This is a genomic window from Anabaena sp. CCY 9613 (genome assembly GCF_963920895.1).
In the GTDB taxonomy this organism is placed as follows: Bacteria; Cyanobacteriota; Cyanobacteriia; order Cyanobacteriales; family Nostocaceae; genus Cyanocohniella.
The window spans coordinates 125781-148259 of record NZ_CAWUDE010000005.1 but is presented as its reverse complement, the minus strand read 5'-3'; the positions used below and the strand labels follow the sequence as shown (position 1 = coordinate 148259).

19 protein-coding genes are annotated in these 22479 nt (G+C 42.9%); 6 read left to right on the top strand and 13 right to left on the bottom strand.

Features of this window, described 5'->3' with window-relative positions:
• Positions 1 to 75: 75 nt before the first annotated feature.
• From ACM0OT_RS07805 to ACM0OT_RS07770, 8 genes are all read right to left on the bottom strand, one after another.
• A complete protein-coding gene (locus ACM0OT_RS07805) occupies positions 76 to 714 on the bottom strand; it encodes a lysophospholipid acyltransferase family protein (RefSeq protein WP_414563829.1) in 639 nt (212 codons plus the stop codon).
• 109 nt (positions 715 to 823) lie between these two features.
• A complete protein-coding gene (gene fabD, locus ACM0OT_RS07800; protein WP_414563828.1) occupies positions 824 to 1705 on the bottom strand; it encodes an ACP S-malonyltransferase in 882 nt (293 codons plus the stop codon).
• 145 nt (positions 1706 to 1850) lie between these two features.
• Positions 1851 to 2843 (bottom strand): beta-ketoacyl-ACP synthase 3, encoded by a 993-nt coding sequence (locus ACM0OT_RS07795; protein ID WP_414542535.1) that lies wholly within the window; start codon positions 2841 to 2843, stop codon positions 1851 to 1853.
• Between the two features lie 119 nt (positions 2844 to 2962).
• A complete protein-coding gene (gene plsX / locus ACM0OT_RS07790) occupies positions 2963 to 3988 on the bottom strand; it encodes a phosphate acyltransferase PlsX (RefSeq protein ID WP_414563827.1) in 1026 nt (341 codons plus the stop codon).
• 234 nt (positions 3989 to 4222) lie between these two features.
• On the bottom strand, positions 4223 to 5698 hold the full coding sequence (locus ACM0OT_RS07785) for a leucyl aminopeptidase (protein ID WP_414563826.1): 1476 nt from the start codon (positions 5696 to 5698) through the stop codon (positions 4223 to 4225).
• Positions 5699 to 5815: 117 nt separating this feature from the next.
• Positions 5816 to 6973, bottom strand: coding sequence for a hypothetical protein (locus ACM0OT_RS07780; protein ID WP_414563825.1), 1158 nt, complete (start codon positions 6971 to 6973; stop codon positions 5816 to 5818).
• A 132-nt stretch (positions 6974 to 7105) separates the two neighbouring features.
• Positions 7106 to 7927 carry an alpha/beta fold hydrolase gene (locus ACM0OT_RS07775; RefSeq protein WP_414563824.1) on the bottom strand — a complete coding sequence of 274 codons (822 nt, stop codon included), beginning with the start codon at positions 7925 to 7927 and terminating at the stop codon, positions 7106 to 7108.
• 357 nt (positions 7928 to 8284) lie between these two features.
• Positions 8285 to 9010, bottom strand: coding sequence for a lysophospholipid acyltransferase family protein (locus ACM0OT_RS07770; protein ID WP_414563823.1), 726 nt, complete (start codon positions 9008 to 9010; stop codon positions 8285 to 8287).
• 378 nt (positions 9011 to 9388) lie between these two features.
• Between ACM0OT_RS07770 and metG the strand changes: the two genes are divergently transcribed.
• The 3 genes from metG to lptC all read left to right on the top strand — a co-directional run bounded on the left by metG (position 9389) and on the right by lptC (position 13032).
• Positions 9389 to 10987, top strand: a complete 1599-nt coding sequence (gene metG / locus ACM0OT_RS07765) for a methionine--tRNA ligase (protein WP_414563822.1) — start codon at positions 9389 to 9391, stop codon at positions 10985 to 10987.
• Between the two features lie 156 nt (positions 10988 to 11143).
• Positions 11144 to 11773, top strand: coding sequence for an NYN domain-containing protein (locus ACM0OT_RS07760; RefSeq protein WP_414546322.1), 630 nt, complete (start codon positions 11144 to 11146; stop codon positions 11771 to 11773).
• On the top strand, positions 11773 to 13032 hold the full coding sequence (gene lptC, locus ACM0OT_RS07755) for an LPS export ABC transporter periplasmic protein LptC (protein ID WP_414563821.1): 1260 nt from the start codon (positions 11773 to 11775) through the stop codon (positions 13030 to 13032). The genes ACM0OT_RS07760 and lptC overlap by 1 nt, the downstream gene beginning before the upstream one ends.
• A gap of 66 nt (positions 13033 to 13098) precedes the next feature.
• On the opposite strand, the gene ACM0OT_RS07750 is transcribed toward lptC, so the two are convergent.
• Together ACM0OT_RS07750 and ACM0OT_RS07745 are read right to left on the bottom strand one after the other, a co-directional pair.
• Entirely contained in the window at positions 13099 to 13629 is a 531-nt protein-coding gene (locus ACM0OT_RS07750; protein ID WP_414563820.1) for a GNAT family N-acetyltransferase, read from the bottom strand.
• 26 nt (positions 13630 to 13655) lie between these two features.
• Positions 13656 to 14978 carry a D-alanyl-D-alanine carboxypeptidase gene (locus ACM0OT_RS07745; protein WP_414563819.1) on the bottom strand — a complete coding sequence of 441 codons (1323 nt, stop codon included), beginning with the start codon at positions 14976 to 14978 and terminating at the stop codon, positions 13656 to 13658.
• Between the two features lie 369 nt (positions 14979 to 15347).
• Between ACM0OT_RS07745 and ACM0OT_RS07740 the strand changes: the two genes are divergently transcribed.
• Positions 15348 to 15758 carry a hypothetical protein gene (locus tag ACM0OT_RS07740; RefSeq protein ID WP_414563818.1) on the top strand — a complete coding sequence of 137 codons (411 nt, stop codon included), beginning with the start codon at positions 15348 to 15350 and terminating at the stop codon, positions 15756 to 15758.
• Between the two features lie 98 nt (positions 15759 to 15856).
• On the opposite strand, the gene ACM0OT_RS07735 is transcribed toward ACM0OT_RS07740, so the two are convergent.
• Positions 15857 to 16294 carry a low molecular weight phosphatase family protein gene (locus tag ACM0OT_RS07735; RefSeq protein WP_414563817.1) on the bottom strand — a complete coding sequence of 146 codons (438 nt, stop codon included), beginning with the start codon at positions 16292 to 16294 and terminating at the stop codon, positions 15857 to 15859.
• Between the two features lie 86 nt (positions 16295 to 16380).
• On the bottom strand, positions 16381 to 16920 hold the full coding sequence (locus ACM0OT_RS07730; protein ID WP_414563816.1) for a nucleotidyltransferase family protein: 540 nt from the start codon (positions 16918 to 16920) through the stop codon (positions 16381 to 16383).
• A 119-nt stretch (positions 16921 to 17039) separates the two neighbouring features.
• Between ACM0OT_RS07730 and gatB the strand changes: the two genes are divergently transcribed.
• Positions 17040 to 18515: an Asp-tRNA(Asn)/Glu-tRNA(Gln) amidotransferase subunit GatB gene (gene gatB, locus ACM0OT_RS07725; RefSeq protein WP_414563815.1), complete on the top strand. Its 1476-nt coding sequence runs from the start codon at positions 17040 to 17042 to the stop codon at positions 18513 to 18515.
• Positions 18516 to 18670: 155 nt separating this feature from the next.
• Here the strand turns inward: gatB and ACM0OT_RS07720 are convergent, their stop codons facing one another.
• Positions 18671 to 20056: a cytochrome P450 gene (locus ACM0OT_RS07720; protein ID WP_414563814.1), complete on the bottom strand. Its 1386-nt coding sequence runs from the start codon at positions 20054 to 20056 to the stop codon at positions 18671 to 18673.
• A 228-nt stretch (positions 20057 to 20284) separates the two neighbouring features.
• On the opposite strand from ACM0OT_RS07720, the gene ACM0OT_RS07715 reads away from it, so the two are divergent.
• Positions 20285 to 22366, top strand: coding sequence for an S-layer homology domain-containing protein (locus ACM0OT_RS07715; protein ID WP_414563813.1), 2082 nt, complete (start codon positions 20285 to 20287; stop codon positions 22364 to 22366).
• The last annotated feature ends 113 nt before the right edge of the window (positions 22367 to 22479 follow it).

Genomic DNA, 22479 nt, shown 5'->3' with positions numbered 1-22479 from the left:
TTGATGTAAACATCAAGTCTAACTCTCAGCATATAAAAACCAAGTGGCGATCGCTACCCTCCTAAAGTATATTTTTTAGCGGCCTAAATCATGCAGTTGATTAATTGCTGTCGCACATTGTTGTGTCACAGCCTGCAATTTTTCCTTATTTGTAGAACTAGGAGGGTCAATTAATTGACCGATTCTCACAGTTAAGGGAACTGCATGAGGTATAGCCGAGCCTTTTTGTAATATTTTCTCAGAACCCCATACACTCACTGGCAATAATGGCACTTTTGCCTTGGCTGCTAACAGTGCTGCGCCCCTTTTAGGATCTCTTATCCTACCATCTGGGGTGCGCGTACCTTCTAAGAACACACCTACAGCCCAACCATTTTCCATATACTCCAGGGCTGAACGAATAGTATTGCGATCGGCACTACCCCGACTTACTGGGTAAGCACCATATAATTTAATTGCTTGTGCCAAAACTGGGACTTCAAATAACTCTTCTTTCGCCATGTATGCCACAGGACGACGTACACAACTAGAGACTATCGGCGGATCAAAGTAACTTGCATGATTACTCACTACCACCAAAGGCTGTGATTGCGGGACATTTTCGACCCCATAAATTCGCCCCCGAAAGTATGTATGAAACATAGGGCTGACAATCGACCACTTAAAAGCGCGGTAGAGTGTCAGACTAATTATAGGTTCGCGGCTTTTATTCATAGGGGGATAGGAGATGGGGAACTGGGGTTCCTCTGGGGATCAGGGCAAATGGAGAAATCGGGGACACCTCTGGGGATCAGGGGCAATGGGCATTGGGAGTCCCTATTCTCTATTCTGGCAATTCAGCAGCATTACGGATGTTTTTTAAGGTTAAGTCTGGACTGGTACGTTTAATTAAATTAGTTAGCACATTACCAGGGCCAATTTCTACTACTTGTTCAATGCCATGTGTGGGTAATTGCAGAGAAATTTCTCGCCAGCGGACGGAACCTGTCATTTGTTGGCTGAGGCGCTGTTTGATAATTTTGGCATCAGTAGATGGCAACGGATCTACATTGGATAATACTGGTATCACAGCTGGCTGAAATTCTATTGATTCGAGAATGTCTTGGAATTCCGCAGAAGCCGCCGCCATCAAGGGGGAATGAAATGCACCAGAGGTTTTTAAGGGTATAGCACGTTTGGCCTTAACTTGAGACATAACAGATCTTACAGCTTCAGGAGTACCAGAGATAACCACCTGAGCCGGACTGTTATCATTTGCCAACACTGCATCTGGTGTCTGGGTAAGAACTGTTTCTAACTGTTCACGATCAAAGTTCATCAAAGCCGCCATCATTCCGCCTGCTGCACTATCCATCAGTTCAGCACGACGCTTGACTAGATGTAACCCAGCCGACCATTCAAAGACACCTGCAATGTAAAGGGCAATATATTCACCCAAGCTGTGACCAGCAACTATATCTGGTTTGTGTCCCCGTTCCCGGCACAAGTCTGCTAAAATGCTTTCTACCACATACAGACTGGGCTGTGTATACAGCGTCTGTGATAATTTTTCTTCTGCGCTTTGACATAATTCTGTTACCGACCAGCCTAAAATTGCTTCGGCTTGGGCAAATTTGTCTTTAGCGGTAGGTATATCTAATAAATCTATTCCCATTCCTATGGCTTGAGAACCTTGTCCGGGAAACACCCATGCAGTTTTAGTCATTGATCATTTGTCATTGTGAAAGACGGGATTGGGGAACTCGGGGCCCCCTCTGGGGATAAGGGGTAATGGGGAGTGGGGAGTAAAGTCACAATGAATTGTTTTTGACTTTTGATTTTTGATTTCCCCAAAAGGGGTTTCCCAGTCCCTAACGGCCCCATTGAAAGATGGCTGCGCCCCAAGTCAAACCAGCACCAAAGCCAGATGCGGCGATAATTTCGTGAGGTTTGATTTTGCCTTGTCTCACGGCTTCATCTAACGCTAGGGGAATGGAGGCGGCGGAGGTATTACCGTAATTGGCAAGATTACTGATAACTTTGTGGTCTGGAATATTTAAGCGTTGGGCAACGGCATCGAGAATCCGTTGATTGGCTTGATGCAATAGTAACCAATCTACTTGATCAACGCTGAGATTAGCTTGAAATAAGGCTTTATCAATAATTTCTGGGACTTTTTGCACGGCGAAGCGGTATACTTCTTGACCGTTCATGGTGATGGGCTGGTATGTACCTTTGGTAATTTCTACGCCGGGGATGATTTCTTGGGCTGCACCCGTATAAGACAAATTCAGGGAATTATTTTGTGTGCCGTCACTTTTGATGGCAAATCCTAACAAGCGATCGCTTTTATTTGCTTGTAAAACTACCGCCCCAGCGCCATCACCAAACAATATGCAAGTACGTCGGTCTTGCCAATCTACCCAGCGAGAGAGGATATCCGCTCCTATCAGCAGTACATTTTGAAAAACTCCTGTTCTAATGTATTGGGCTGCGGTTACTAACCCAAACACAAAACCAGAGCAGGCTGCTGTTAAATCAAACGCTACAGCTTTCGTTGCTCCTAGCTCGGCTTGAACTTGACAAGCACTACCAAATAAATCATCAGGGGTGGATGTCGCTAATAAAATTAAATCCAGGTCAGTTGCTTTAATGCCAGCAGCTGCGATCGCCTGACTACCAGCATCAGATGCCAATGTTTTTAAAGACTCTGATGGCAGTGCTAAACACCGTTGACGAATACCCGTTCTTGTGGTAATCCACTCATCTGAAGTTTCCACTAATTCAGTGAGTGCCTGGTTATCGAGATAAGTTTTTGGTACTGCCGAGCCGCTGCCGGTAAATGCTATGCCTAAATTCTCCACTCCTAGTCTCCCAAGCTATCAGCTTTTAGTCATTGGTCATTAGTCATCAGCCATTAGTCATTTTCCCATTGACCAATGACTTTTCTCCAGCTATTGATCGCTAGTTTTGTGGCTAATTGCTAACCGCTTTCTTGCTGTAGGACTTCATATTGGGACTGGAGTCTTTGCAGTACCTGATTATCTACAGCTTCTTTAGCCATGCGAATTGCATTAAAAATAGAGGGAGCTTGAGAGCTACCGTGACCAATAAAACAAACTCCGGCAACGCCTAAAAGCAATGCACCACCATGTTCTGCGTGATCCATGCGTTGCTTAACGCGTTTGAGGTTAGGTTTTAAAATTGCCGTACCAATTTGACCGTGCAATCCTTGGGGTAATTCTTCCCGTAAGATTTGCAGAATCACTTCGCCGACTGCTTCGGCAAATTTTAATAACACATTGCCCACAAAACCATCGCAGACAATCACATCAAATTCACCAGAAAGGACATCACGCCCTTCAGCATTACCAATAAAATTAATATGGGAATTTTCCCGTAGCAGTTGATGGGCGCGCAGAGCTATTTCATTACCTTTCGTGTCTTCTTCGCCAATATTCAACAAACCTACTTTGGGTTTGCTTGTACCCAAAACATACTGGCTATAAGTTGACCCCATCACAGCAAACTGCTCTAAAAACTTAGGACGGCAGTCTACATTTGCGCCGACATCAAGTATTAATACTGGTTTGCCAGCCTTGATGGTGGGAAAAACCGTGCCAATGGCTGGGCGGTCAATTCCTGATAATCTTCCTAAGCGGAGCAACGCTGATGCCATAGCTGCCCCTGAGTGCCCCGCAGAAAACACAGCGTCTGCTTGCTGCTGCTTCACCAAATCCATCGCCACATTGATCGAAGCCTTGCGTTTGCGTCTAACTGCATTCAAAGGCTCCTCATCCATTGCGATCGCTTCCTCAGCAGGAACGATCTCCACCTGCGCCAAGTTAGTTTTTGGCGGCAAGGCAGCTGCAATTTGTTGGGGATCACCAACCAATAAGACTTTTACACCCAATTCTTCACTTGCGCGCAGTGCGCCAGCAACTATTTCACCGGGTGCATGATCCCCTCCCATTGCGTCAATTGCTATCCGTACGCAAGTCGATCCCATTGCTTAGAGCTACTAGAAACCTTACAAATTTTACCAGATGGCTTTGCTTAAAAACCGGAAGTTTTTCACTACCGTATTACTCTTGTCACTATTGCAACAAGTTTTAGTAGCAAGCTCAAGATAGCACGAATTATCAAGGAATGGGGGGAAGAAGCAGGGGAGCAGGGGGAAAGAATTGAGGCTAGTAACTAAACTTTCTCTTTCCCCTAGCCTTTAGCCTTTAGCCTCTAGCCTCTACTCTCCTAACACCCAATGAACGAGTGTTCGCACACCGTAACCTGTGGCGCCTGGGCTGTTGTAACCGTTTTCTTTATCTGTCCACACTGGGCCAGCTATGTCTAGGTGCGCCCAAGGAGTTTCTTTGACGAACTGTTTGAGAAATAAAGCCGCAGTAATGGAACCACCAGCACGTGGCCCGGTGTTTTTCATGTCGGCAATGCCAGATTTTAAGCCTTCAAAATATTTTTCTTCCATTGGCATCCGCCAGACTTTTTCCCCAGCATTTTCGGCGGCTTTCTCTAATTGGGTAGCTACGGTGTCGTCTTGTGTAAACAAACCGCCAATATCATCTCCCAAGGCAATGATGCACGCACCTGTGAGGGTGGCTAAATCAACGATCGCATCTACTTGTAATTTTTCGGCAAAGACTAAGGCATCAGCTAAGGTTAAACGCCCTTCAGCATCGGTGTTGTTGACTTCGATAGTTTTGCCATTTGATGCTTTTAAGATGTCACCTGGGTGCATAGCGTGACCGCTAATCATGTTTTCGGTAGCGGCTGAGATAAAGTGAACTTCTACATCTGGCTTGATTTGGGCAATGGCTTTGGCTGCACCTAAGGTGGTAGCTGCGCCTCCCATATCCATTTTCATGGTTTCGATGCCACTGCCAGCACCTTTAATGTTCAAGCCACCGGAATCGAAGGTTAATCCTTTCCCAATTATTGCTAATTTGCGTTTGGGTGTTCCTTCTGGTTTATAGGTGAGATGAATGAATTTTGGCGGTAAATCGGAAGCTTGGGCAACTCCTAAAAATGCACCCATGCCTAGTTTTTCACAGTCTTCGCGTTCTAAAATTGCTACTTGAATATTGTGTTCAGAGGCGATCGCCTGGGCTGTTTCTGCCAAGGTAATGGGTGTGACTTCGTTGGCTGGTGCGGCTACCAATTGCCTAGCTAAAATTACTCCAGAAACAATTTGATTGGCGCGGGTAATGGCTGCTTCTTGGCCACTAAATCCCAGTAAATCTATAGTTTCCAGTTTTGCCCCTTTATCTTCTGGTTCCGATTTAAAGCGTGTGTCTTGATAAAGGGCTAGTTGTGTACCTTCGGCGATGGCTTGGGCTGTGGCGGCGGGATCATTATTCCACAGTGGGAAACTAAAGCCTAAACTTTTACTTTTTTGCTTTTTGGCCGCTCTTGCTACAGCAGCAGCAGCACGTCGTAGAGTTTCTAATTTTAAAGCATCGGGTTTCCCCAAACCTACCAAAATTATTTTCCGAATTGGGCCGCCTGCACTAACACGGGTGAAGATTGTGCTGTAGGCTTTTCCTGTAAATTCTTCTTCGGCAATCAGATCTTTTAAGAGTCCAGACAACTTCTCATTTAAAGTTGTTAATTCACCTGTTAACTCTACGGCATCTTCAAATAATCCAATAGCCAAACTATCGCCTGCCCACTCTAGCAAAGGCGTATCACTAGGTTGAATTTTCATTTTGGGAACTTTAATTTAAATTTTCCTACTTGTACCAGTATTGCTTAAAATTTTTTCTTTGCTTATACATCCTTAATTAGCAAGACCCTAACCTCTGTAGGTGAAAGGGTCAAAATTTTAACTACGGTCGTCAAGTTGGGCAATTTTTTCGCACTGCGCTAATAACGGCTTGACAACATCGGGATTGAGTTGTTTGAGTTGGACAATTTTTTCACACCGCGCTCGTAAAGGAACTTTAAAATCAGGATTGAGTTGATTTATCAGCTTTTCTAAAGGCTGGGGTGATTTGATATTTTGGGCGATCGCTTCTAATGATGTCTCGCTCATGTTGGCTGCTTGCAACTCTGGTAAAAGGTCTTCCCAGGTTTTCTCTGGATGGCTATCAAGGATTAACTGCACTAAAATTTGATCCATGATGGCTTCTTGGGCAATGGCAGTTTCTAGATACTTGTCACTTTGTGCTTGTAACTTGGCTAATGTCTCTGGAGAATCCAGGGAAATCGAGTCATCTAGTTTGGCTTCATAAAAGCGACAAGCTGCATATCCCAAGGAATAAATCATAGTGGCATTGGAACTAGTGGCGATAGCCGCACCGGCAAAAGGCACATTTCGCAACAAGCCTAATCCTGCCACACGTAATAACCGTCCACCACCTAAACCCAAACCAAAAATTGCCAACACTTCACCTTTACGGCTAGAGTCTTTTAAATCTAGTCCATAAGCGGCGGCAATTTGGTAGAGCATTTCTGACTGAATTTTCGTCGTCGCTGCTAAATCAATAGCCAACAACGCCGCTGCTACTCCCGGTAAGATACTACTTGCCAGTCCAATCCCACCTGCTTTAGTAGCTTTGTCTACCATAATCCGGTGGGCAATTTGACTAGGCGATTCATGAGGATATTTTTGTTTGAGCTTGTTTACTGAAGCTGCTGCTTTTTCTAAATCAACACTTTCGCTGGGGCCAATCAGCCAATTGAGATTTAACACCCCGGTTAGTTTTCTAATAAACCAATTTTCGCTAATGTGGTTGATGACATCGCCTGTGGTTTGGGTTGCTTGCTCAATTAATTTATGTGTTTGTTTAGCAGCGACAACTCCCGCATCAATAGATGTAGCTAAAACTATCTTGCCCGTTGCGGCTGCGGTATGAGTAATTGCTCCGCCCACATCACCTACAGTTTTAGCTAAAGACTCGATAACAGATTGATTGTCTTTTTCTGTGGGTGAATTATCTGCTTGTTTCACCTCTATTTTTTTGGGAATTTTATCTGCCATTTGTGGCACCATCTTAAAAACCTATGCTTTAGGTTTTAGCGAAAATGAGGGTAGCTACACATCTTCCAAAAAGGGCAAATTATGAAAATGGTGGGTAGATTTAGCAATGGTTTTCCTGTATTTCCCACTTCCTCATCCCCTGGTTTCCAACTCCTTAACTGCTGGCAATTGGCTTTCTAAGAACTGATGCTCCCGTAAGATTTTATAGAGATTAATATCTTTTTCTAATAAGCAGGCATGTCCACAGTCGGGTAGCACTACTACCTTGGCATTGGGTAAAATATTTACTAAACGTCTAGCTTCATTTACAGAAGGTAAGAGGCGATCGCTTGCACCAGCAATCAGCAAAACTGATTGAGCCAATCGATGTAACTGTTCTTCAGCTACATAAAATTCCTTTAACAGTGATAACCTCCAGGTAACAGTGGCTGGGGGTACAGAACGCATGGTTTTTAGCAGTTCATAGCGAATGTTACGGGGAATGCGTGCTAAGGATGCAAGAAAGGGCAATAACCCCAAAGCACCAATATCATATAGGCATTCCGGCACAAAGTAAGTCAGTTGTGATGTCCAAACTAACCCAGGACGGAGATGAAAGGCAGAAGCTGGATTAATAAGAATAATCCTCTTAAATAACTGTGGTGCTTTGGTAGCGACTTTCATCGCCAAACAACCTCCAAATGACTCACCACACAAGTAGATTGGTCTTTGGGAGCTTTTTTCTAATTCGGCATGAATCAAGTTCAAAACATTGTTAGTCAATACATCCCAGGTAGTGAGGTCTTGCCTGGGGATCGCTAAACAGCGAACATCAAAACCAAGTTCTAAGCCGGCAGTTTGCGATCGCAACAGTTGACCAGTTCCATCCAAGCCTGGTAGATACACAAACAGTGGATAATCTGGTTGTACTCGGTTGGGAGTAAGAAAACACGGATTTAGCTCAACGTCTGACATTGTTAAATTTAAATTTAGTTTCCTGGTTTTATCAAGTGGCTTGTAGGAAAATCGCATATTGGGCAACAGCGATCGCATAATGGCTTAATCGCTACATTGCTGTCAAAATTCTGATAAAATCATAACGTGAGTGCTAAAAACCGCGTCATATATCGCTGAAAGAGTTAAATATAGCTCTAGTTAAGATCAACCAAGACACTAATTTAGGTTGTCCGGGGGTTAAGACGAATACATTTAATAACACTCACTGGTAAAAAAATTTTATCTTCATCAATATTACTTGATTGTCAACACAACAATCAGCTTACATCTACCTTTATAGCTAGTGTAGTTGGCATTTAAACAATATCCAATTATCTAATAACAACCTTCAAGCAGTAAACTAGCAATTTCGTCGTAACAATGTTGAGTTAGTTCAGCCGCAACATTTTTCGCTAATTTACCGTGATATTTCTGATGATGTTGTGGTGTTATCCAATAAGGGCGACCAACTAACACAGCTACCCGACGATATATCACCAAGGGATGCCAACCAGATTGGTTGAATAAAGGTTCTGAGGGGTCAAATAAACTTAACAATCGCAGTGGAAAACCATTAGTATTCACCTCTTCTAGAGAGGCTATGGCAACTGGTAAAACTGCCAAGTTTGGCACAGAGGCTCGCAACGCTAAATGGGCAAATCCTCGTTGAAATGCACCTACTTCATCTGGCTGGGTAAATTTCACCATTGGTGCAGTTCCTTCCGGAAACACTCCTACCATCTGCTGGGACTGCAATAGTAATTGTGACTGCTCAAAAAAGCTTTGTTGGCGGTTTTGAGTTTTCTCTAAAGGAAAACATCCCAATTGTCCTGTGACAATTTCTCGCATGACTGGCACTTGTCCCATGTAGTGATGGCAAGCAAAGCGAATCGGACTCGATAACGCCGCCATTAAAACCAGTGCATCCATAAAGCTGCGGTGATTGCTCACAACCAAAATACTAGTATCTCGGGGAATCCGATCCTCGTAATAGCGGAACATTTGGGTGGAACAAGCTGCCAAAAAATAGCGGGAAATATCTAGAGGACTAGTAAGAATCATACCTAATGAATATATTTTTCCACAAAAATCGCTGTGTATCTTGACTTAATTTTTACATTTCTTTATTAATACCATGACCGTCTTAAGGTAGAAATACTTTAGCCACAAATACACCTTAGTTTGAGGCTTTTTGAGTTATGTATTCTCTATCACAATTAATGTCATAACAATCATTAGAAAAAATGACTAGGGGCTATTTTTGTCTTATGAGGAAAAATGACTGCAATTTATACACATCACAAAAGAATTATTATCCAGAGAAATTTGCTAATATTAAACTGTAATTTGAAAAAACCACGAGTATTATTATATAATTGCTTGGTTTTGCTAATAAAAGTAAGATAGAAAACGTTTTTATAATTTGATTTTTTATTCTATATGAATCTTGTGGATAAAACGGAAAAGACATTTTCTCTGACAACACCGTTATATTACGTAAACGATGTTCCTCACCTTGGTAGTGCTTATACAACAATAGCTGCGGACGTGGTGGCGAGGTTTCAGCGATTGTTAGGACATCAGGTACTGCTAATTACAGGCACAGATGAACACGGACAAAAAATTCAACGTTCAGCAGAGAGTTTAGGAAAAGCACCCCAAGAGTTTTGCGATGAAATTGTACCCAGCTTTATCAGCTTATGGAAGCTATTAAATATTCAGTACGATCGCTTTAGTCGGACTACAGCTTCCCGACATGCAGTCATCGTCCAAGAATTTTTTCAGAGATTATGGGACGCTGGTGACATCTACATGGGACAACAGCAAGGCTGGTACTGCGTCTCTTGTGAAGAATTTAAGGAAGAACGAGAACTATTAGAGGGAAATCGCTGTCCTATTCATACTAACAAGGAAGTGGAGTGGCGAGACGAAAAAAACTACTTCTTTCGGTTGTCGAAATATCAAGCTCAACTAGAAGAGTTATACCAATCTCAACCAAATTTTATTCAGCCAGAAAGTAGGCGTAATGAAGTTCTCAGCTTTATTGGGCAAGGGTTACAAGATTTTTCAATTTCGCGGGTGAATTTAGAGTGGGGTTTTCCCGTACCAGTTGATCCCCAACATACTCTTTATGTGTGGTTTGATGCACTACTTGGGTACGTAACAGCATTACTAGAACCGGATGCTGAGGCGACTTTAGCCAATGCGCTAGAAACTTGGTGGCCCATCAACTTACATCTGATTGGTAAAGATATTCTTCGCTTCCATGCAATTTCCTGGCCAGCAATGTTATTTTCAGCTGGTTTACCGTTACCAGAAAGGTTATTTGTGCATGGCTTTTTGACCAAAGATGGTCAAAAAATGGGTAAATCACTGGGTAACACCCTCGATCCCATAACCCTAGTAGAGCGCTATGGTAGTGATGCCGTTCGTTATTACTTCCTTAAGGAAATCGAATTTGGCAAAGATGGCGATTTTAATGAAGTTAGGTTCATTAATGTTTTGAATGCAGATTTGGCTAATGACTTAGGTAATTTGCTAAACCGCACCTTAAACATGGTGAAGAAATACTGTGCTGACGGATTGCCAATTGCCAATGAAGCCATTAATGATGAAAATCCCTTAAAAGCCATTGGTTCAAGTCTTGGGGAACAGGTAAAACAAGCATATGAGAAGCTAGCTTTCAATGAAGCCTGCGAAGCGGTTCTGTTGGTGGTACGGGCCAGCAATAAGTTTATTGATGACCAAGCACCTTGGACACTATATAAACAAGGACAGCAGCAGGAAGTAGAAAAAGTACTGTACGCAGTTCTAGAATCTGTTAGACTAGCAGCTTATCTTCTGTCCCCAGTGATTCCCAATATCAGTAGTGCCATTTATCAGCAGATAGGCTGGGAAATCGACTTTAATGATCAAATAAAAACTGCAATGGTTACCCCTTTTGCTGCTCATGCAAAATGGGGAGTACTAACCAATCAACAATCGTTGGGTACACCCCAACCTGTTTTTAAGCGCATAGAAACCCCAAAAAACAATTAGTTCTTTTAATTTTCCATCAATTTCTATTTCTTCAAAAAATTTATCGGGGTCTAGTACCTATTAGCCCCGAAACACTATCATAAGCCGTTCTAAATTGCATGTAAATTCGGAAATTTGTATCAAAAATAACAAGAATAAAAATGAGGTATGACAACAATGTTGAATAATTTGGAAAGCGATTCGATATTTACGCCGGAACAAGTTTTAGAGAATCGGGGTCGTGTAGCTATATTCATTGATGGTTCAAATCTATTTTATGCGGCGTTGCAACTAGGAATAGAGATTGACTACACCAAGCTACTTTGTAGGCTGACTGGTGGTTCTAGACTACTGCGGGCTTTCTTTTACACTGGAGTAGACAGAACCAACGAAAAGCAACAAGGTTTTCTGTTGTGGATGCGGCGTAATGGCTATCGAGTCATTGCTAAGGATTTAGTGCAGTTACCTGATGGTTCCAAAAAAGCCAACCTCGATGTCGAAATAGCCGTAGATATGATGGCTTTAGTAGATTCTTATGATACCGCAGTTTTGGTCAGTGGTGATGGAGATTTGGCATATGCTGTCAATTCCGTCAGCTATCGCGGTGTGCGCGTAGAGGTAGTGAGTTTGCGTTCCATGACTAGTGACAGCTTAATTAATGTTAGCGATCGCTATATTGATTTAGAAGCCATCAAAGAAGATATTCAAAAAACCCCCCGCCAAAGTTATCCATACAGACCGCTATCCAGTATGGGTTTTTTGGATGATCCCAGAGAAACTGATGAACAATTAGAAATCCAAGATTAATGAATTATCAAAAAGGCAGGAAGAAGTTAAGAGGAAATGAGACAAAACCAAGTGGGATCAAACAAAGTCTTCCTCAGTTCTGTTCATTGTTATCTTTTAATTCCTTAAAACTGAAAGCAAATTGGTATTACCTGCCTTTAATTTTTCTGTTAATAATTGGGTTAGTTGCTTGTGGGAGTAGATCTCCCACAGCTTCTCAATCAAATGATGCTGATTCATCTCCCCAAGAAAGTAATTTAACTTTTTTTGATGTCACCTTAGAACAAGCAGACGAAGTAGGGCGACCACTTTGGAGAGTGCAATCTAAAAAGGCTACATACACTCAAGAAAAACAAATTGGTCAGGCGGAGAATCCTTATGGTGAACTATATCAAGATGGCAAAGCTATTTACCAAATAAAAGCAGCACAAGCAGAAATTAAACAAGATGCTAAACAGTTATTTCTCCAAGGTAATATAGTCGCTACAGATCCGAGTAATGGTATTGTATTGCGGGGTAACGAATTAGAATGGCGCCCCGAAGAAGATTTATTGATTGTCCGTAACCAATTAAACGGGACTCATAAACAACTACAAGCCGTGGCGCAAGAAGCACGAGTCAAAACTCGTGAACAGCGCATGGAATTTTCTGGTGGGGTAGTAGCAACTTCTGCTGATCCCCAAATGCAACTACGAACTGAGCATTTAATTTGGCAGATTCAAGAAGAAAAATTAATTGGCGATCGCCCCATCCAAATAGACCGCTACAAGAACAATCAAATTACCGACCGGGGACGAGGAGACGCAGCCGAAGTCAACTTAAAAACTAAAATTGCCACAATTAAAAAAAATGGCCAATTAGATATAGCTGACCCCCCAACACAAATCACCAGTGACGTGATGACTTGGGACATGAACGCAGAAACTGTCGCTACAAATTCGCCTGTGCGTATTGTTCAGAGTGCCGAAAATGTTACTGTCACCGCCAACCAAGGCGAAATGAAAATACCCCAAAAAATTGTTAATGTCACAGGTAATGTTAACGCTATAGGGCAGCGTCAGCAAACCCTGAAATCTAATAGACTAACTTGGTATTTAGACAAGAAATTATTAGAAGCCCAAGGCAATATTGTTTATCGTCAAATTGACCCGCCATTAAATTTTACAGGTGACACAGCAGTTGGTAATCTGGAAACAGAAAATATTGTTGTTAGAGGCGGCAAATCTGGCGATAGGGTGGTGACGGAAATTATTCCTCAAAATACGTTGATTAGGAATTAGGAACAAAATTCTAAATTAAACTAATTTTCAAGTTTGAGGCCGTCTGTTCTACGCAACTCCAGTTTCTCAGTCGCAACGAGAAAAGGTTAAACGGTAAATGAGTTCATCGGCAAGTTTATCCTTGACCAACTCTGCATTTTTATTAATATTGTATAACTTAAAACCAAGCTTCTCCAGTACCTGACGGGAGGCATAGTTTTGCTCATTCACTGAAGCGTGCAGCGCAGTCAAGTTAAAGCGTTCTTGTGCTTGGGCGATGGCGTTTGAACAGTAAATCGGCGCATATCCTTGTTTCTGGAAGTTGGCAAAAGTCATGAAGCCTATTTCTGCGTATGCGTCAGCAAAAATACCTATTTCGACTATTCCCACATACTGGTGTGGTGGTAGTATTGCCACCCACTTTAGCCAAATCATACTATCGTTATCTGGCGATTTTTCCAGTGCAGCAAATTTAAACTGGTGCTTTATTTCCTCAAGAGTCGGGATTTCATCTTCTAGATATTCATATAAGATTGGGTCACTCAGATGAGTATACAGTAGTTCAACGTGGTCTGGTGTGACTTTCTCTAGATGTAAACTCACCGGAGCTTTGCCCATATTCCCTATTAGACAAATTATAATTTCTAAGAACCTAATAAAATTTCATTACGACTAGTAGCACCCAATTCAGGTGAGAAATATTTAGGAGAGTGGGGAGTAATGGATGGGGGAAGATTGGGAGCTACTTCTAACTGTTGTACAAGATTTTGTAACAGCTTATCTTGACTAGTACGGAAAGCGGGGATTTGGGGGCCACGGTTAATGATAGCAAACCAAACCAAACCGCGATCGCGTGTGGGGATCACTCCGGCTAAAGCACTAACATCACGCAGAGTACCAGTTTTCATCACAGTAGCATAAGGCATTTTTCTCGCTTGCATTGTTCCCCGACGATCAAATCCAGCAGTAGGAAACAAGTCAGCAACGTTGATTTTATAAGCAGCAGCTTCTCGTTGAATTGCCATCAACATGGCGCAAGCAGCTCTTGGAGAAATGCGATTGTCTACCCCCAGTCCGGAACCATTAATTAACTGAATTTCTGCCTCCGGTACTCCAGCAAGTTGAGCGGCTTTTAATCGCATGACCGCTGCGCCTCCCACTGATTCTGCCAGCATCTCTGCCATTGAGTTATTACTGAAGACGTTCATTTCTTTAATCAATTGTTGCATGGGTAAAGAACGACGACGCAACAATAAAGTTTCTTGGGGATTGGGTTGGGTTACTAATTTCACGTTACCCGCAATCACAACTTGAGGCTTGGCCGTACCCTTGGGCATAATGGAGTAGATATAATTCGCCGGACGCGTCCAAGTGGTGTGGTTCATTGCTTGCTTGAGCATTTGACCAGAGACCATTGGATAAAGTTCAAAATTCATGGCAAAATTATTGGTCACTAACAAATTGCCAGTGACCTGCTTGATACCCATTTTATTGAGAGTATTACCCAGAGCGATCGCATCTTCCCAAACAAACATGGGATCACCGCCACCTGTAATCACCAAATCACCTTGCAATACTCCGTTAACTATTGGCCCTGTAGCGCTGACCAAAGTTTCAAATTGGTGGTCTGGACCCCAAGTTTGCAAAGCAACAAGTGAAGTGGCAATCTTAGTTAAAGAAGCAGCAGGTAGAGGAGTAGTACCCTGATGATTAGCCATCAGCATCGGCCCCGACTGCATCCAAATACCCTGACTCTCGGTTAAATTTTCCGGTACCAATTTTGCGGCAATTAGTTCCTTTAAATATTGTTGTACTGTAGTAGACCCAGCTGGATTGGGATCAGGGGCTAGAACTAAACCAGGGTTATTGTACAAAGCCAGGGTCTCTAAGGCATCTGCTGGCTTGATTTGGACTCCAGCCATTTCCAACCAAAGAGAAACTAATCCTGAACCTAATAATTCCAGCATATTTTATTCCCCTATATTGTTTCCTGTGCTAATATACAAGCTTTTTGACCATGATCAGCATTGAGTTATCATAACTGCTGTTTTTTTGTTCATGGTTGTGAAATTGCTTGCTTACAGTCTACGATATGGGAAAAATGCTGAAAAATAGCCCTGGCGAATAACGATAAGGAATATGATCAAATTCTCCATGCTTGTCGTCAACAAGATACCAAAGCAGCAGTCCGGCTACTAAAACGACACATTGACACAGCAGGAGAACAGCTAGTTACATACTTGCAGCAAAAAGCCCTAACCCACAAATGAACTACCAGAACAGATTAGATCAGAAATATCCGCCATGCTGTCAGATATAGCTCAACACAGCTGTCAATGAAAAAACTGATCAAATGTATCAAGGCGCTGATTCGCAACATTTCCCAACAGTTATCATCTGAACCACCTTCCCCCGTAAATTCTCGTCCTTCAGTTGTTGATATTCCTAGTGTTTCGCCCCAAGCTAGTTTAGTTTTTGTCTGTTCCCAGTGCGCCCCAGAGTTACCCCATAGAGGCTTAACAGCTTCAGAAGAATTACAAAATTGGCTAAAATCTCGCCTCAAATTTGACGGCTTATGGGGAGAATTTCGGGTTGTTAGTACCAGTTGTTTGGGAGTTTGTCCCCAGAGACGGGTTGCTGTGGTGCTGGGAAGTAATGCAGGTGGTGACAAGATACGCTGTTTAATCATAGATCCGCAGAGCGATCGCCAACTTCTCTACTCACGCATCAAGCAGAAAAATGGATAAACAAAAACCCCACCTGTGAAGTGGGGTTAATTTTTAGGGTTTCTCTTGTTAGTTCAAATGTACTATAAATGATTGAGAATGGCAAGTGTCATCACTGATTAACTTTGTGCCAGTTGTTTTATCAGTTGCAGGACATTGTTTTCAATTTGTGCCAGGGCGTCAATAGCCAAGGTTTTATCGATATCGTGAATCAGCCAATATTCAATCGCATCTACCCATTTTGGAAAGCGCTCATTCATCAATGGACGGTGTTCTAATTCATCGAGGGCAATAACTCTAGATGCTGCTTGAAAATCTTGCTCAGTGGCTGGTTGAGGAAACCGTTCATCATCAGGTAAGTTCACCAAGCGCGCTGCTAAAGCCTCAGATGCATGTCGGGAAATTGCCCCTACATTATTGATACCCCGTTCTAGTGCTAACCCTCTAGAATCAGCCTGCCAATCTAATCCTTGCTTAATCGCCAACCAGTTAAACAGGTGTTCAGCAAAGCGGCTGCGGTAGTAATTACCTGTACACAAAAATAAAATCTTATTCATTTAATCAAATCAGAGTAAGCCTACGGGCTTTGTACTGGTAAATGGGATGATTTGCAAGATATACAGGCTACTTACAGGAATTTGTTTTAAGTAATTAATTGCAAGCATGGACACTTAGACATAAACCCCAATGCTTTATTCTGGGCATCAGGGTTATTGATATGTGTTGGCGTAGGCCGAATAATGCCATTAAATAAATCATCTAAGCCGTAGGGAGTGAAAAACTGCCATTGTCCTTGTGCATTTACTCGCACTCCTACAGCCGTAGCCGTGTGCAGCCAATCTTTAATTCCATCTTCTGCACTAGTGTAGGGTCTAAGTCCAGAACGCCAACGAGCAAAACTAGCTTGATTTTTTACATCAAATTGCTCATTGGGAAATTGTGCCGTTAATTGTGCCTTTGCAGCTAATTCTTGAGAACGGTTTCCCGATTCATCAAAAAAGGCAATATCAAAGTCTTTAATAATTAACCCGCATTGTTCACCAAATATGGCACGCCAAACGGTATTTCGCACTGCACCCCCTGCTAACCACCAGTTAGGCAGATTGAGTTGAGCTATTAGAGGTAATATATTACCCACAGGTGTAGCAGCTAAAATCATCTGTAACCGAGCTTGAGTATTCATAGCCAGTTCCCATAATTATTGACCAATGACTAATGAGGATTTCCCCCCTCAGGAAAAGTTCAGACCAGGATAAAATAGTACCCTAAACTAAAAATTATGCTCCCATAGCGATACATAGTATGACTGCTGCTACGACTGTCAAAACTGAGTACGAAGCGATTATTGGTCTAGAAACCCATTGTCAACTGAGTACCAACACCAAAATTTTCTCTAATAGCTCTACAGCGTTCGGTGCTGACCCCAACACTAATATTGACCCTGTGTGTATGGGGCTACCTGGTGTCTTGCCAGTACTGAATGAAAAAGTCCTGGAATATGCTGTTAAAGCAGGGTTAGCATTAAATTGCCAAATCGCTAAGTATAGCAAATTTGACCGTAAACAATATTTTTATCCTGATCTACCCAAAAATTACCAAATTTCTCAATATGACCTACCTATTGCCGAGCATGGTTGGTTAGAAATCGAATTGGTAGATGCGGAAGGAAACCCCGTGCGTAAACGCATTGGTGTGACTCGTTTGCACATGGAGGAAGATGCCGGAAAACTGGTACACGCGGGAAGCGATCGCCTGTCTGGTTCTAGCTATTCTTTGGTAGACTACAATCGCGCAGGTGTGCCATTGGTGGAAATTGTCTCCGAACCAGATTTGCGTTCTGGTGAAGAAGCTGCCGAATATGCCCAAGAATTACGCCGCATCATGCGTTACCTCGGTGTCAGTGATGGCAATATGCAAGAAGGTTCTCTGCGTTGTGATGTCAACATCTCTGTGCGTCCTGTGGGGCGAGAAGAGTTTGGCGTCAAGGTAGAAATTAAAAATATGAACTCGTTCAACGCCATCCAACGGGCCATTGATTACGAAATTGAACGCCAAATTGCTGCCATTGAAGCAGGCGATCGCATTATCCAAGAAACGCGTCTATGGGAAGAAGGCGCTCAAAGAACAATTAGTATGCGGGTGAAGGAAGGTTCTAGTGATTACCGCTACTTCCCCGAACCAGATTTAGCTCCTATTGAAGTTTCCGAGGCTCAACTAGAACAATGGCGCAGTGAACTCCCAGAACTACCCGCCCACAAACGCCATCATTACGAAAACGAGTTGGGGCTTTCGGCTTACGATGCGCGAGTGTTGACAGAAGACAGCACCGTCGCCGATTATTTTGAAGCTGCGATTGCATCGGGTGCAAATGCCAAAGCTGCTGCTAACTGGATTACTCAAGATATCGCCGCCTACCTCAACAAGCAAAAGCTGAGTATTACAGAAATTGCCCTGACTCCGCAAAATCTCGCGGAAGTCATCACCTTGATTGATTCTGGTAAAATTAGTAACGCTCAAGCTAAACAAAAACTACCAGATTTACTTACAGGTGTTGCTCCGGAAAAAGCTTTCGCCGGACAAGAGTTAATTACCGATCCCGCCGTATTAGAACCCATCGTTGATGAAGCGATCGCCTCTAATCCTAAGGAACTAGAAAAGTATCGCAACGGTAACACCAAGCTGAAAGGCTTCTTTGTGGGGCAAGTGTTGAAAATGACTGATAAACGCGCTGATCCGAAGCTGACTAATGAATTGGTAGAGAAAAAACTCAATTCTTAGGTGTTTTTCCGGTGTATTTATCAATTTTCACCATATCTTTACAAAATACACAGAAAATTAGGTGACACCCCTCATACCTTAAAGGCTATTGTGTGTTTAGTAGAAAAACCCTAATGATCTGGAGAGTTGCCCATGTAGCTCTCCTTATTTTTTTGCTAAGAAATATGTACTTGTTGGTGTTTCCCATCAGGAGAAGCATCTAACGCCATCTGCTTGAGTCGCACCTTCAACCCATGTTCTGGGCGTAAAGTAATGGAAGGCTGTGGCACAATTGGGTATTCTGGTACTAAATCGACTTGGAAACTTTGAGCGATCGTTGCCAATAGCAAAGCCGCTTCCATCTGAGCAAAACCTTTACCAATACAAATCCTGGGCCCAGACCCAAAGGGGAAATATACTCCTTTAGGCAGTTGCTTTTCTAACTCCTGTGTCCAACGTTCTGGTTGAAAGGTTTCGGGATCGGCAAAATACTTGGGATGACGATGCATTACCCACTGACTGATCATGATTGACATACCTTGGGGAATTTCGTAACCGCCAATGTGGGTATCTACTGCTGCTTCCCGTCCCATAATCGATACTGGAGGATATAGCCGCATTGATTCTTTGATCACTTGCTGTGTATAAACTAATTGCCCCAAATCTTCGAGTGTTGGTAGCCTTCCTTGAAGAACTTGACTTAACTCTGATGCTAATTTTTTCCGCACGTCGGGATTTTGTGCCAACAGCATCCACGTCCAAGATAAGGTATTTGCAGTGGTTTCATGCCCAGCTAACATCAGAGTTGCCACTTCATCCCGCAGTAGTTTATCATCCATCTGCTGACCTGTTTCTTCGTCTTTTGCTTCCATGAGCATTGTCAACAAATCATTGGGTTTTTCCTCACTATTGCGGCGTTCTTGAATCAGTTTATAGATAGCCTCATCCATTTGGGCGATCGCACGCCGATAACGAAGATTTTCCGGTCTAGGAAACCACTCCCACACCAAAAAATTTTGCCGTCGCTTACTTTCAAACCACTGCATGGCCACATCTAGCGCATTGGCAACAACTTTTGCCTCTCCTACATCCACTTCAGCGCTAAATATACACTTCATGACGATTTGCAGTGTCAGGTGCATCATATCTGCATGAATATCATGAGTTTCACCATCATGCCAAGTTTGCAGCATTCGGTTGGTGTACTCCACCATGATTTCGCCATATTTATTAATCCGTTTTTGGTGAAATACTGGTTGGATCAGGCGACGTTGCCAAAACCAGGATTCTCCTTCTGCGGTTAATAACCCTTCTCCTAGTAATGTTTTTAAGGCGCGGGAACCCCGGCTTTTAATAAAATCGTGGCGATTTTTGAGGACTTCTTCTATGTATTCAGGATTAGTTACTAAACAAGCAGGTGTTAAACCCAACTGTAAGGGAACAAGATCACCATAATCACGACAACGAGTGAGAAATCCCAACGGGTCTTGTCCAAGTTCTAGTAAATGTCCAACAATAGAGTTAACTGGTGGTGCTGATAACTCGAATACATTAGGAGCCATACCAAAAGGCCTCTAGGTTTGTGTATATTCGAGAATATTAAGCACCACTAATATGAAATTCTTCATCAGATAGAGAGATTTTTTGGTTAAAATCTGCTTTGTTGCTCTTGCTAGCCGTGGGTTGACACAGGTATATTTGCCAGACAGAGGTACGGTGATTTTCAGAATTACAGCTATAAGTAAGTTGTTATTTATCTATGTATTTAAACAATTGCATTGCAACAATCAATGGTTAACTCTACCTTATATGTCAACCCTGTCCAGGGAAATGATGCCAATGCTGGTTCTCGGTCGAGTCCGTTTAAAAGTCTCACCCGTGCGTTAAAAGCTGCGAAAACACCCGCAGTGATTCAGTTGGCACCGGGAAACTACAACACCGCCAATAATGAAGTGTTTCCCCTAGTCATCCCTGGGGGGGTAAAAGTAGTAGGTAATGAAGCCAACAAAGGTGCAGGAATCGTTATTTCTGGCAATGGTGTGTATCAAAGTCCCAGCTTTGCTGCCCAAAATGTGACATTACTGTTGCAAGGTGATGCCAGTCTCTTGGGTGTAACGGTAACTAACCCCATAGCTAAAGGAACTGGTGTTTGGATTGAATCGGCAACGGCAAATGTTGGTAATAATACTTTAATTAACTGTGGTCGAGAAGGCATATTTATTAGTGGTAATGCCAAACCCGCCATTGTCGATAACGTTTTTCGGCAAAATGCTGCCAGCGGTTTAATGATGGTGCGTCATAGTAAAGCAGAAGTACTGCGGAATGTCTTTCAAAAAAATCCTTTAGGCATAGCCATCAGTGATTTTTCTGCCCCTTTAGTAGCTAACAACACCATATCAGACAACCGTTCGGCGATCGCTCTTTCTCGCAATGCTCGACCTGTGCTGCGTCATAATCTGATTACTAACAATACCCAAGGTGGGATGTTGGTAAATGGTGACGCCATACCGGATATGGGTAACAACCAAGATGCGGCTGGTAATATTTTTCGTGATAATGGCGAATTTGATGTCCAAAATACCACATCACAGCAGCTAGTTTCTGTAGGCAATCAATTGAACCCCACCCAAGTTAAGGGAAAAGTAGACTTTATCGCTGTCTTAGAAGATCACCACCGGATAATTTCTGGTAGCGGCAGTATTTTTTCTGACTTAGCTGGACATTGGGCAGCCGATTTTGTGGAAGCGTTGGTGAGTCGAGGAGCCATTAGTGGCTTTCCTGATGGCACGTTTGCCCCAGATGCCCCCATCAATCGCGCTCAGTATGCAGCTATTATTGCCCAGACCTTTCAATTACCGACAATAAATTCTGGTGTGAAATTCACAGATGTGAACCCCAAATTTTGGGCAGCAGCGGCTATTAATAAAGCTGCGGCCATGGGTTTTATTAGTGGCTTTCCTGATGGCACATTTCGACCAGGGCAAAACTTGACCAAGGTACAAGCCATAGTATCTATAGTCAATGGGTTAAAACTAACTGGCGGTAATTCTCATGTGTTAAACCTATACCGCGATCGCGCGCAAATTCCCAGTTACGCCACCAATGCTGTGGCCATTGCTACCCAAAAACTATTAATAGTTAACTATCCCCAAAACGAACAACTAGAACCGATGCGGGACATTACTCGCGCCGAAGTAGCAGCATTAATTTATCAGGCATTGGTAGCCAGCAGTCAAGAACAAGCGATCGCCTCCCCTTACCTAGTAAGTCCCGATGTCGAAATGCCCTCATTTACCGACATCACAGGACATTGGGCAGAATTATTTATTCGGGGGTTGGCCAGCATGAATTTAACTCATGGTTTTGCTGATGGCACCTACCAGCCAGATAAACCCATGACTCGCGCCCAATATGCGGCTTTAGTGGCGGTGGCGTTTAATCCTACTCCCAAACGTCCAGCATCTGAATTTACGGATGTCGCCCGGAATTTTTGGGCTTATCCAGCCTTACAAGTTGCTGCTAGCGGCGGCTTTGTCAGTGGATTTGGCGATGGTACCTTCCGTCCCGATCAAAATGTCCAAAGGTTACAGGTGATTGTCTCCCTAGTAAATGGACTGGCTTTATCAACATCTGATAACAATGCTTTACTTACTTATACTGATAGTCAGACAATTCCTGAGTATGCCCGCAAAGCCGTGGCCACGGCCACAAAACAAAGAATAATTGTTAGTTATCCTGATCCCAAACAACTTGTGCCGACGCGAGAAGCCACACGAGCCGAAGTAGCCGCAATGGTTTATCAGGCATTAGTAGCTATTCAGCGGACTTCAAGTATTAATTCACCCTATATTGTTTCGACAGTCAGCAATTGACCAAGTAAAATGAATAACACTGTTTATCAGCCTGGAAACTCTTGGTAATCAATCCTATAGCTAAAAACACGATAGGCTATAAGCGATGGGCAGAAACTTTCCCTTCGTCTGAA